The 11,741-nt window shown below is 31.3% G+C and carries 13 protein-coding genes; 7 read left to right on the top strand and 6 right to left on the bottom strand.

Features of this window, described 5'->3' with window-relative positions; translation table 11 throughout:
* Window positions 1-7 precede the first annotated feature (7 nt).
* Window positions 8-889: a DMT family transporter gene (locus NMAR_RS08990; protein ID WP_012216062.1), complete on the top strand. Its 882-nt coding sequence runs from the start codon at window positions 8-10 to the stop codon at window positions 887-889.
* A 351-nt stretch (window positions 890-1,240) separates the two neighbouring features.
* On the opposite strand, the gene NMAR_RS08985 is transcribed toward NMAR_RS08990, so the two are convergent.
* Window positions 1,241-1,879 carry a hypothetical protein gene (locus tag NMAR_RS08985; RefSeq protein WP_148680248.1) on the bottom strand — a complete coding sequence of 213 codons (639 nt, stop codon included), beginning with the start codon at window positions 1,877-1,879 and terminating at the stop codon, window positions 1,241-1,243.
* 33 nt (window positions 1,880-1,912) lie between these two features.
* On the bottom strand, window positions 1,913-2,041 hold the full coding sequence (locus NMAR_RS10045) for a cupredoxin domain-containing protein (protein ID WP_274377689.1): 129 nt from the start codon (window positions 2,039-2,041) through the stop codon (window positions 1,913-1,915).
* Between the two features lie 153 nt (window positions 2,042-2,194).
* Here NMAR_RS10045 and NMAR_RS08980 point away from each other — a divergent pair, with 153 nt between their 5' ends.
* From NMAR_RS08980 to NMAR_RS08960, 5 genes are all read left to right on the top strand, one after another.
* Window positions 2,195-2,398: a hypothetical protein gene (locus NMAR_RS08980; RefSeq protein ID WP_148680247.1), complete on the top strand. Its 204-nt coding sequence runs from the start codon at window positions 2,195-2,197 to the stop codon at window positions 2,396-2,398.
* A 692-nt stretch (window positions 2,399-3,090) separates the two neighbouring features.
* Window positions 3,091-4,101 (top strand): cupredoxin domain-containing protein, encoded by a 1,011-nt coding sequence (locus tag NMAR_RS08975; RefSeq protein ID WP_012216060.1) that lies wholly within the window; start codon window positions 3,091-3,093, stop codon window positions 4,099-4,101.
* 2 nt (window positions 4,102-4,103) lie between these two features.
* Entirely contained in the window at window positions 4,104-4,757 is a 654-nt protein-coding gene (locus NMAR_RS08970; RefSeq protein WP_012216059.1) for a hypothetical protein, read from the top strand.
* A 24-nt stretch (window positions 4,758-4,781) separates the two neighbouring features.
* Entirely contained in the window at window positions 4,782-6,479 is a 1,698-nt protein-coding gene (locus NMAR_RS08965; protein ID WP_238523175.1) for a PEFG-CTERM sorting domain-containing protein, read from the top strand.
* 73 nt (window positions 6,480-6,552) lie between these two features.
* The gene (locus NMAR_RS08960) at window positions 6,553-6,936 is read left to right on the top strand and encodes a hypothetical protein (protein ID WP_012216057.1); all 384 of its coding nucleotides are present in this window, start codon (window positions 6,553-6,555) and stop codon (window positions 6,934-6,936) included.
* A 221-nt stretch (window positions 6,937-7,157) separates the two neighbouring features.
* Here NMAR_RS08960 and NMAR_RS08955 read toward each other — a convergent pair whose 3' ends face one another.
* On the bottom strand, window positions 7,158-7,892 hold the full coding sequence (locus NMAR_RS08955; protein ID WP_187146540.1) for a winged helix-turn-helix transcriptional regulator: 735 nt from the start codon (window positions 7,890-7,892) through the stop codon (window positions 7,158-7,160).
* 160 nt (window positions 7,893-8,052) lie between these two features.
* Here NMAR_RS08955 and NMAR_RS08950 point away from each other — a divergent pair, with 160 nt between their 5' ends.
* The gene (locus NMAR_RS08950) at window positions 8,053-9,198 is read left to right on the top strand and encodes a S1C family serine protease (protein WP_012216055.1); all 1,146 of its coding nucleotides are present in this window, start codon (window positions 8,053-8,055) and stop codon (window positions 9,196-9,198) included.
* 13 nt (window positions 9,199-9,211) lie between these two features.
* On the opposite strand, the gene NMAR_RS08945 is transcribed toward NMAR_RS08950, so the two are convergent.
* The 3 genes from NMAR_RS08945 to NMAR_RS08935 form a co-directional block, all read right to left on the bottom strand.
* Entirely contained in the window at window positions 9,212-9,730 is a 519-nt protein-coding gene (locus tag NMAR_RS08945; RefSeq protein ID WP_012216054.1) for a hypothetical protein, read from the bottom strand.
* A 118-nt stretch (window positions 9,731-9,848) separates the two neighbouring features.
* A complete protein-coding gene (locus NMAR_RS08940) occupies window positions 9,849-11,423 on the bottom strand; it encodes a Vgb family protein (RefSeq protein WP_012216053.1) in 1,575 nt (524 codons plus the stop codon).
* A gap of 91 nt (window positions 11,424-11,514) precedes the next feature.
* The gene (locus NMAR_RS08935; protein ID WP_148680246.1) at window positions 11,515-11,736 is read right to left on the bottom strand and encodes a hypothetical protein; all 222 of its coding nucleotides are present in this window, start codon (window positions 11,734-11,736) and stop codon (window positions 11,515-11,517) included.
* Window positions 11,737-11,741: the final 5 nt, after the last annotated feature.

The raw sequence follows: 11,741 nt of genomic DNA, 5'->3' as shown, positions 1-11,741 counted from the left end.
AGTTTGCTTGAATTTTGCATCAATTAACCAAACAAAGTTTGGATATATCTCAGCAATACTTGCTGCTTTATTGTTTGGTTCTGTATCTGCTGTTGCAAAACCATCACTAATTACAATACATCCAATATTGCTTGCATCTCTGGTCTATTTTCTAGCTTCATTGGTTGCAACTCCATTAATTTCAAAAAAGAATTCTTCAATTTCTTTCAAAGACAAATGGTTATTGCTAACTATTGCCTTCTCAGGTGCAGTAATTGGACCAATGTTATTTTTCACAGGATTGGAAAATTCAAGTGCTTCAAATTCTGCATTATTGCTAAATGGGGAAATCATCTTCTCAGTATTTCTTGCAATCTTGTTGTTTAGAGAAAAAATTACTACGATTGGTTATCTTGCTGTTGCAATAGTGATTGCAGGAGTGATACTAGTAACTACGGATATGGAATTTTCTTATTCTGTATTTGATGTTAGGAATCAAGGAAATTTTCTCATTATTGGAGCCACTTTGTTTTGGGCTTTAGATAACAATCTAAGCAAAATCCTAAGCACACGATTAGATATTGCAAGAATTGTTCAACTAAAATCTCTAATTGGAGGTTCTATTCTTTTGCTATTGGTATTTTTACTGCAAATTCCTATCAACATAGAATTAGAACATCTACCAAACATCCTACTTTTAGGAATTGCAGGATTTGGTGCATCTATCTTTCTATTTTTACAGGGTTTGAAAAGAATTGGAACTGTAAAAACAATAATGATCTTTTCAACATCTTCTGTTTTTGGTCTTATCTTTGCAGCAATATTTTTGCAAGAACAAATCAGCCATGTCCAAATAATTGCAATGGGGATAATCTTAACTGGGATCTATCTTTTGTACAAAAAACAATAATTTCATGCGTAGCCAATAATATGTAAACAGTATTGGCGTGCAAACCAAATTTTGTAAATTGAGCTTTGGTTTTTAGGTTGGATTATTTGAAGAATGGATATTGATATGTGAGTCTTTCTATCTTTATTGGTATTTTGACCACTATTATGATTTAATTACCGAGACCAACATTTTGTCTGTAATTCATAGATTGTATCTTGCATAAATTCTACATTACAATATTCAATAGATATTGGAAAAGGAATTACAAAAAGTATGACAATTGTTAATACAAGAATAATTATCATAATTAATATAGAATTCATCATCCAAAACCTGTTTTAGACTTGTTAATAACAATCATTTGTACCACTATGAACGCTTTTTAGTTATGTAAAGTACTCCTACTATGATCCCCACACCTGCAGCTATGTAAAATGGAAATAGCGCAAAAATATTCTTTGCAGGATCTCCTGACATTATTTCTAAAATTAGACTGCCTGTATTTACTGCAGTAGGTTCAGTAGAACCTTCTTTTCCATACACTGAGTAAGAACCAATTGCAAATTCTCCAATGTCTAGATTAGTAACTACAATTCTTGCTCCGTTATTTACAGTCAGCCCTGCTCTGTCAGTAAAGGATGCGATGGATTTAGCTTCTGGATACCATCCTCTCTCCAAATCCTTGTGAACTACAACATATCCTTCTTTTGGAGTCTGCACTGCAACCCAAAACTTGTCTTCAGGTTTTGAACCCATACCTATCTCGATGAATTTATCTTCAGAGTTGGTATCATAGAGTCTAAAGACTGCATTCCCCTCTGAATTTACATAATTGAGATTGTTATCAATTGTAACTTGCCAACTTATTGCATGAATATTATCTAATTCAACAATTGATGCCTCACGTTGAATTGTGTCAAATTCTTTGGCTGGAATCTCTATTGTCTCAATAATTAATGATGGATTTTTTACCTCTTGAGCAAATACAGGACTCACGAAAATTCCCATGATTAAAATTATTGAAAATAGATATCTGAACAACTAGAATCTACTCTTCTTTACTGAGATTTCGCCTTTCATCCATGGATTAGACTTGCAATGATATGATACTTCTTGAGGTTCTGTAAATAGAAATTCATATGATTCTACTGGCAATATTGATGTACTCAATAATTTTTGTTGTATTGTTGTATATTTAACGTATAACATAAAATAAAAAAATTAAAAAAACTAGTACAACAATAAAACAAACAAAATTAATTCTTTAAATTTTTTTAACACAAAACGTATAAAATTAATAACTGCTGATTACAAATTTACCAATTGAGTTTTAATAGAAAAACAAAAACAATAATTTTACTTGCAATAATTTGGGTAATTGTAACACTTCCATTACCTTGGATTGTTAACAATCCTGATATCCCTGAATCTGCTTTCTATACTATATTGGGGATAATTGGAATCATATCAATTCCCTTTATTATGTTAGGAATAGTATGGCACATCAAGCCAGAGTTGGCAACTTGATCTTAATTATATTTTAAAAAAATTCACGAAAAACTAGTACAACAATAAAATATTCACTTGTCTTAAATTAGACTCTACAAAAAAATATTTGTGCCATATAGATGCAAAGGAGTTTGTAATGAATTCATTTCATCTGTTGCTGTATCAAATAAATATCTAAATGGATTCAAACGTTGTAGTGTTTGTGAGGGATTTTTTCAAATACCTACATTACGGTGTCCATGTTGTGGTGTAAAACTTAGAACTCAACCAAGACATGATAGCACAAAAAAAGTCTCTTGATTGTATGTTTGAATAAAACTCACGCCTAAAATCCTATGATTTTAAGTGTTCATGGCAGCTTCTCTTTCCTTTACCTTTGTATCTATCATTGCCATGATGTAATCACCTTCTTCTGCGTCACATGGTCCAATATTTACTGCAAATCCGTCTCTTGTTTCTGCAATACATCCTGCTTCTGTATTTCAATAATTTTTACTGTTTCAGCAACTTTTGCAGGCGCAACATGCCAAAATACATAAGCGGTTAATATTGATGCAGTGCAAACGATTGCAATCACATCATTACAGAATATTTTGAATTCTCAAACATTAAACAATGTAAGACAAGCACGTGTAAGAATTTGAGAAACACTAGTACAATGATAAAACAATATGATAATTAATTAGAGTCAAAATCATGTTTTTGAACATATGCAAAAAAAATTTTTCATTTTGTTTGTTGTTGCAACAAGTTTTCTATTTACAGGAAACATACAAAATTCCTTTGCTGAGGATTTTGTTGTAAGTATTCCTTTTGGTGCATTTAATCCTGAACTAAATACCCCTGCTAAAGTTTGGTATGATCCACCTGAATTATCTATTGTTGAAGGGGATACTGTAACATGGGTAAATGATGATAGAGAAGGGCATACAGTTACCAGTGGCAGTGGTGCAGGAAGATTTGATTGGATGGATGCCAAGAATCTTGGTGAGCCTGATGGACTGTTTGATAGTTTAAGATTTATGCCAGACGAGTCTTGGTCATATACATTTGAAAAAGCTGGAGATTACAATTACTTTTGTGTAATTCATCCCTGGATGGAAGGAATTATTTTTGTGAAACCATTTATTCCTGATTATCCCCATGATGCTACAGGAAAAAAGTATGAACAGTTCCCTACATTTCTTATAACTCCTGATGGTTCAATTGAAATTAATTTTTCATGGGAACCTCGAGTCATTAAAACCCATGAAAAAACAAACTTCATCTATCGTTTTTATGATGCAATATATGATCAGCCATTAAGAAAGTTAGAATATGATATAGCTATTTTACAAAATAATCAAGTGTTATACAAAGATGAAGGCGCAGTATCAGGTGCGGGTGGGGATTACCGACAATGGATATTTGAAGAACCAGGCCCTATCATTGTTAAAATATCAAATATCAAACCTTATGGTTCTGTAGCAGAAACACAAATCAATCTTGGACCTGATGCCACTGCTAGATTAGGAGATTTTACAGCTATGGTTTATGAAAATTATGAAAAGAAAACTACTACTGAAAAAATTGTACAACCTCGAGATACTTTGCAATTTTATTATGAGATTGCCGTAGCAATGATTATAGTTCCTGCAATTATGTTGGCAGTTATAGTGCTATATATGAAAGGAAAAAAACCTACTTATAATTATCCTGAAAGAAAAGCGAGTCCTGTGTAAAATTGAATATTTCCAAAGAAGTAAAACTTGTTAGACTATCTTTAATCATTGCAGTCATTGTATCGACTGCAGGATTGATGGTGCTTTTTACACAATTTTCTTATGATGATTCTGGCATTACAATAATGTCTAGTTTTGGAGAAATTACCATATTTGATCCCAAACAACCATCATTTCTTGAAAATAACATGTATCATAATAGTGAGTTATCATTTCAATTATCAAAACCAAATGATAAATGGGATATTCGAGTAGCTTCAGAAACTATACGTACAGAAGAACTTGCTTACTTAAAATCAAAAGGATATGTTGATGGAATTTATCTAGATAAAGACTCTGATAGACGCTTTTTAGTTTCTGTTTTTGATGTACAGTCAAAAAACTTTCAACTGGAGAATTACATATCTAAACAAATTGATATGATGAACTCAGAAGAGATTAAAATTCCAATTAAACGCATATCAAAATCAAATGATTGGGCAATAGTTTCTTTTGATAGTGAGAAAAATACTGATGATAGTTTTTCTGAACAGTTATTATTTCTAAAAGACAACAAACTCTACATGATTCAATACTCTGGCAAATCTCCTGAAAATCTAACTGAACTAGAAAAATCAGACTTTAATTCAATTTTGAACTCATTTGAGGTAATTTAAATGAAAAAATTTTTGTTGATTTTTATGATGGGAATTGTTGCCTCTAGCTTTGTTCCTACTGCATTTGGACATGGATTAGGTGGAGAAACTCATCCTCCCGTTACTCTAGATGGACGTGATGTGATATTATCTATTGATATTAGCCCCTCAGTTTTTGATGTAGAAGATCCTGAACGATACATTACAATCAACCTCAAAAATGCAAAAAGTGAAGCTGCTGTAGAACATGTAACTTATGCATTTGAGATGATAAAAGACGGTAAGCAAATTTTTAGAAAACTGTTTCATGACGATTTGGGAAATTTAACAATTAAAACAATCTATGATAATTCAAATGAAATCAAGGTTATAGGTGATAAATCCCCTGCAATTGAGTCATGGATGAGAACTGCAACAGAACCTGTGATAATGACTGGACCTATCTTTGATTCTGGAGGTCTTTATGAATATAAAGTAGAAATTCTTACTGTCGACTCTGATTTTAATTTCCTTGACAAACGAATGGAGTTAGTTGGTGCAATTAGTCTTGCTGAACATAATACTTTCCAAGTAACCGATTCAAAAGAAAATACTCATAACGTAAATGTAATTTCATATTTTGATTCGGTCAATAATTTTAAGTTTGATTCAAATATGATATCATTTTCTATGCCCTTTGATTGGAATCAAGACTTTGAGCAACTAAGCGTAGTGCATCAAGAAGTACGTATTGCTCCAGAATTTTCAGAGTTACTTCACACAAAATATGAAGCAAAGGTAAATGATATTTTATTACCTGCTGAAGTTGTTACAATTGATGATTACTCTCTTGATGGAAGAACAGTACACATGGTATTAAACAGAGAAGATCTAAATCAAATCAAAGAACATGCAATACAAAAATCAGATTCACAAATGTATTTTGAGTTAGGGCCTGGTCAAGGTGATGGATTTCCATTAGAAGCAGTTACACCTGATTATCGATATAGAGTTTTTCTGTCTTGGGAACCTGAAGTAATTACTCCCGGAGAAGATGTTACATTTTTTGTAAAAACAGATGAAATTTTCACTGATAAAACTAATAAAAATATAGAATATGGGATAGAACTAATTCAAAATGAAAATACTATATTCAACAAACGTGTTTCTGGCAGCGTAAATACTGGCAAGACAGACAGTTTTCAATACAATTTTTCTCCTGAAAATGTTGGAACAATAAAATTCAGAATATCTGAAATTGAAGGATTTTCATTGGCAAATGTCAACTTTTTAGTAGCGATAAATGAGCCTGAAAATGCCAAATTTCCAATTGTGCTTGAAAGTGTTTCTGCATCGAATCCAACTAATGGTAAATACTTGGTTGATCTTACATGGTTTCCAAATATTTTGAGTCTTGGTGAATCTGAATTCATAATGAGTTTTTATCAAAAAGATACTGGCTTAACAACAGGTGATATTGCCTATGATTTTGTATTAATCAAGAATGGTACTGAAATTCACCGTAAATCTGGACTTGCAACTGGTGGAGGAACTTTTGAGAACTTTGTGTTTGTTGAAAAAGAGGCTGGTGATGTCACAATCAGAATTGAAAATATTGGTGGTACTGATGAATATGTTGAGATTGCAGTTAACGTTGCACCTGAATTTCCATTAGGTGTTTCAATTATTCTTGCAATTATTTTAATTTCTATTGTTGTACTATCTAAAACAAAATATGTTACAAATTTTCAAATTAAGACTTGACAAAAAATAGTAGAACCATAAAACAATTAACAACTTCAATTAGTTTAATTAATTGTATGGTGTCTAAATTTTATTGCAAGTTTCAACATTAGATAATAAATCAAAATTTAAACTTCTTGGAATTTTAGTGCTCATAGGATTAGTAATTCTTATTCCACTTACCAGTGAAAATTTTACTGATGAAAATAAAGTTCACATATTTATTCACATATCTTCTGCTCTCTTAGGATTGTTCCTTAGTATAGTTGCATTGATTACTTATTCTGAATTTAAAACTACGAGATTATTTTTGGTATTATGCGCATTTGCCACAATTACTACAGTGGAATTATTCTCAATTGTTTCGTTCATATTATCTCATACCCCACCTACGCCTGATGTTGACACTTTGATTACTCATGGATTGATATTTACAATGCTTTCATTTTTTGTAATTGGAATATTTAGATCAGACTAGTAAAACTAAACAATTTCTTCATCTAAACGTCTTTTGTCCTTTACTGTTTTTACAAAAATAATTTCTATTACATTTCATGAAAAAAATATCTTTATTTTACAAACCGTTCAATATGTAAGATATGCGTTGCAAAAATACAACTCTAAACCCGTAAACAAAACTCTTCAGAATTTCAATGATGTGTTTGAATTGTTATGATACTATTAATCAAACAAGAGCAATTACAAATATGAAAATGTGTCTGCAAATCTTTCTTTGAGTCTATCTGAAGTATCTGGCTCAAGTTTTTTAATACATTCAAAGGTAAGTTCTCTATCTGTTAATTCGTATTTTGGACGAGTTCCTGGTATGCGTCTAACTAATCCAAGTTCTACTAAGTGAGTAATGGTAAGTGAAATTGTAGCAGGTGCTTTAATTGTAGATTTTTGTATGTCTGAAAATGTTGAAGAACCATTCAATAATAGAAATGATAGAATGTTCTTACCTGTCTCTTTACGTAGATTAATTATTAGGTTAATTTCTGATGGTTTTGCATTAGGAAGAAAAAACCATGAACGACGTGATGTACGTTTAACAATGATTTTTGAGTCTTTTACCATACTAGATACATAATGACTCAGAGTGCCATTTGGTATTCCTGAACTTTCTTGTAATTCATTATAGCATATACCTGGATTTGATGTAATAATACTAAGAATTTTTTTTACTTTGGGGTTGTACTTTCCATATCTTAACAATTTTCCACACTTGTATTTGTTAATTCGTCCTCCATCTGTAATAAACCCTGTTACTTCTAGCATTCCTATTTCTTGAAGATATTTAATTTTACGATATGTTGTACTTTTTGGAATTTTACATTCTGTACTTATCTCTGACACTGTTTTGAATTGATCTGTTGATTCTAGAATTTTTTGTATCGTTTCACTATTCACTTTTGCAGTTAATTTTTGTCTCATGCTTAGCATATTTCTATCACGAATTTATGCTAATCTAATTATTTGAAAAATTGTTTGTTTGTTGTACTAATTTTCGTAAACGTAATAACAACAACAAAATAAACTCCCTTATGTTTTTTCTATCTACTAGAAAAAATAAATTCAATTTGGATTGGTAAAAATGTATGAATCAAAGATTTCACTTGGAGGATTATCTATAGTTTCGGCAGTTGTGCTTGTTGCGACGATCTTTTCTGCTTCATTCGTTCCTGGAATCGTGAATGTAACTGCTGAAACCACATCCTCTGAGATCCTAGATTCCGAAGTAAGAGACAAATCTATCAAGAATTCCCCTGATAATTTGTCTCTTACTCAAATTTTTGAACAATCTGAATCTGGAATTGTAAGCATTGCAGTAACAAAATCATCAATAATAAATTCTGGTGGAGTCGGATCAGGTTTTGTATATGATGACACAGGAAATATCATTACTAATAGCCATGTTGTAGAAAATGCAAAGAAAATAATTGTGACATTTATTGATGGAAGATCATATAACGCCAAAGTTGTTGGTACTGATGCATATTCTGATTTGGCAGTAATTAAAATAAATGTTGATGAATCTATTCTTGATCCTTTGATTCTAGGTAATTCTGATTCGATTAAAGTAGGAGAAAGGGTCACAGCAATTGGCAATCCTTATGGATTATCTGGTTCTATGACTGCTGGAATTGTAAGTCAAATTGGTAGATTGATTCCATCGCAAAATTCTGGTTTTACTATTCCTGATGTGATTCAAACTGATGCAGCTATTAATCCAGGAAATTCAGGAGGCCCATTACTAAACATGAAAGGAGATGTGGTGGGAGTAACTACTGCAATATATTCTCGTGATGGTGGCTTTTCTGGTGTAGGCTTTGCGATCCCATCAAATACTGTAAACAAAATCATCCCTTTTTTGATTAAAGACGGTTCATACAACCATCCTTGGGTTGGTATTACTAGCATAAACATCACTCCTGATATTGCTGATATTTTAGAACTAGAAGACGCAACAGGTATTATGATAATGAATGTAGTAAAAGATGGTCCTGCAGATAAATCTGATTTAATGGGATCATCTGAAATTATAGAAAAAAATGGAATACAATACACTTTAGGAGGTGATGTAATTCTGGCAATTGATGATGTTGAGGTAAGAAAGGTTGATGATCTTATAACTCATTTACAAAAGGAAAAATCTGTAGGCGATACTACTACTTTGAAAATTTTACGTGATGATAAGATAATTTTCAAAGATATCTTGTTAGAGAAAAGACCTGACTAATTTTTCTAAAACATTAACACGATAAATTATTTTCATCATTTAACATATTCCAAAAATCAAATGCAGTATGTTGCTCTGTAACCAAATATGGTATTCCTATTATTGTTGTTTGAAATTGCATCACTACATCCATTTTCCTAGGATCAATTCTGATAGTATTGTCACTGTTACTAAATAGATGATCAAAATGCATGAAAAGTGATTGAGATTGAGCCATTGAAGATGACATATACTTTCCATTTGCCTCAAAAACCGAATCAGGCATGATGTTGGTAGAATCTACTGTAAAAGTTCCTAATAACTCCCTTTCGAAATATATCAAAATGTTAAATTGATTAAAATTTGCTGGAAGAAAAGTATTATTGCAGATATTTATTTTTCCATTTACTGTACTCATTTCAAAAAATCTAAAAATATTATCTACTCCACTAAATTCTAATTGTTCTAATGCATATACATTTAACAAAGAATAGCCAATCACTACAACTATTACTACAATTGAAATAATACCAATTATTTTTTGTTTTTCCATTTTTAGTTAGATCATTCTCATACCTAATTTGCTATAATCTAAATAAAAATTTTATTTATTCGGAATCTACTTTTGTGTTGACACTACTCTCAATATCCTGTGTTCAAAATTTGTAACTCTAAATTACTTTGACTGTAACATATTCTGATACAACTACATCTAAAAGATGTGCACTTAATAGAATTTTATAATCTCCTTGATGTGCATTTTCATCAACAAGTATTGTGACTGGAATTTGACTTTGTTCTGAAATTGATATGGGTTCTGTATTTGTTTCTGTTCCAATCAATTCCGAATTGGTAGATGTAGATAAAAATAATTCCACTTTTTGTTTTTCTTGTGGCTTTATTGTAAGAAAGATTTTCTTCTGCTCACCCTGTTTAATCTCAATCTCATTTTGTTCTACATCTAATGTTACAGGAATGTCTACTGAGGTATCTAAAACCCCGATATTGTTTTCAACCCATTCTGTAAACCAAACCTGCCCGTTTTGAACTGTAAAATCAAAACTTTGTGCTGTCCCACAGTCTACCAGTTCTCCACAATCTGCCCATCCCGGATTTTTAGACGGAATATCGTACTCTAATAATGACTCTGAAACAGGGTCAAACACCGCTAATCTATTTGCTGTTTGTTGGTTAAACCACATGTTTCCATTTGAATCAAATGAATTCCAATACGGTCTAGTAATTGGTGTTTTAATCAATCCTGACGAATTTCCAAATGTCCATATTGGTGCATCAGATGTAACAAATTCAATTACTTTGTTATCATTTGGGCTGAATCTGTAAAATGAACTACTTGCAGTATCTGCAATCCACACATTTCCTGCAGGCCCAACTGAAACTCCATTTGGTGCACTAATGCTAGATGGAAGAATGAAATTTTCAGTTTCGCGTGTTTCAAAATTTGTTTTAATCAAAATTGCTTCTTTTTGGTATTTCCAGATCACAAACCAAATGTTTTCATCGTCATCAACGGATGTCTGACTAGTAAAGAATCCTGAGGGTGTTGCAATTACTGCATACTCTGTTTCTCCATTATCCAAATTTTCATGATTTAAAATTACAATTCGATTTCCTGTAAAATCATTTATCAGGAAATATCCATTATGATATTCTAATTTTTGTGGAAAAGCGTTTTCTATTTCACTAGGAAAGTCTATTTTTGAATATGTCTTGTCATCAATTGAAAACCTCCAAATGTAATCATTTGTTTCATCTGTAAACCATATCTCATTATCTTCAGTTATTGTTATTCCCCACATCATTGATGCCGTTTTCAAATTCCATTGATCATTTTGGTATTCTACAAATTCTTTTGTTATTGGATCAAACATTGCCACATTTCCGGTATTTGATTGAACAAACCATACATTATCTTCAGAGTCTGTAATTATTGAAAGAGGTTGAGTACAAGGTGTAGGGATCTCAAACTCTTCAATATATCGAGTTGATTTAAAATCTGATTTACCACAATGCTGATCTCGTTCTTCAGGAGAATAGTTATCCAGTGGTGTTCCTGTAAGCTCTACAATCTCAATTGATTCAGGTTCTGTTTGTATTGTTATTTCTGATCGAGTCTCTTGTATTTTGGATTCCTTGTCTTCTATTAATTCATCATAGGCGTATAATCCGACTGCTGCTAGCACTATTGTACTGGCAATAATGATTAGATATTTTGATTTATTCACAGTTTACAACACCATCTTATGGTTATAATTGGTAAGAATGTTTTATCATTGTACTAGTAGATATTTTTTATGAAAATTATTGAAATTGACCTTATTTTTTTACTCGTGATTTTATTGAATTAATATCATTAATCCAAATTTCTATCATAGTTTTTTGTTCATTGATTTTTTCTTTTAATTTTATTCGTAGTTTGTATTCATTTGTATCCTTTAGTTGTTTGATTAATTTTGATTTTTTATCTATATGGAATTTTAATTGTTTTTCAGCATTATCTAATCTACTTTCATCATTTGCAATTTTCTCTTCAATCAATTTAA

Source organism: Nitrosopumilus maritimus SCM1 (assembly GCF_000018465.1).
GTDB classification, from domain to species: domain Archaea; phylum Thermoproteota; class Nitrososphaeria; order Nitrososphaerales; family Nitrosopumilaceae; genus Nitrosopumilus; species Nitrosopumilus maritimus.
This window is presented reverse-complemented; position numbering and strand designations above follow the sequence as displayed.

What these genes read in the sequence shown, in the direction of transcription:
- NMAR_RS08985 (WP_148680248.1), bottom strand. Translation starts at nt 1,879, where the DNA reads ATGGGAATTTTCGTGAGTCCTGTATTTGCTCAAGAGGTAAAAAATCCA.
- NMAR_RS08975 (WP_012216060.1), top strand. Translation starts at nt 3,091, where the DNA reads ATGCAAAAAAAATTTTTCATTTTGTTTGTTGTTGCAACAAGTTTTCTA.
- NMAR_RS08965 (WP_238523175.1), top strand. Translation starts at nt 4,782, where the DNA reads ATGATGGGAATTGTTGCCTCTAGCTTTGTTCCTACTGCATTTGGACAT.
- NMAR_RS08955 (WP_187146540.1), bottom strand. Translation starts at nt 7,892, where the DNA reads ATGAGACAAAAATTAACTGCAAAAGTGAATAGTGAAACGATACAAAAA.
- NMAR_RS08950 (WP_012216055.1), top strand. Translation starts at nt 8,053, where the DNA reads ATGTATGAATCAAAGATTTCACTTGGAGGATTATCTATAGTTTCGGCA.
- NMAR_RS08945 (WP_012216054.1), bottom strand. Translation starts at nt 9,730, where the DNA reads ATGGAAAAACAAAAAATAATTGGTATTATTTCAATTGTAGTAATAGTT.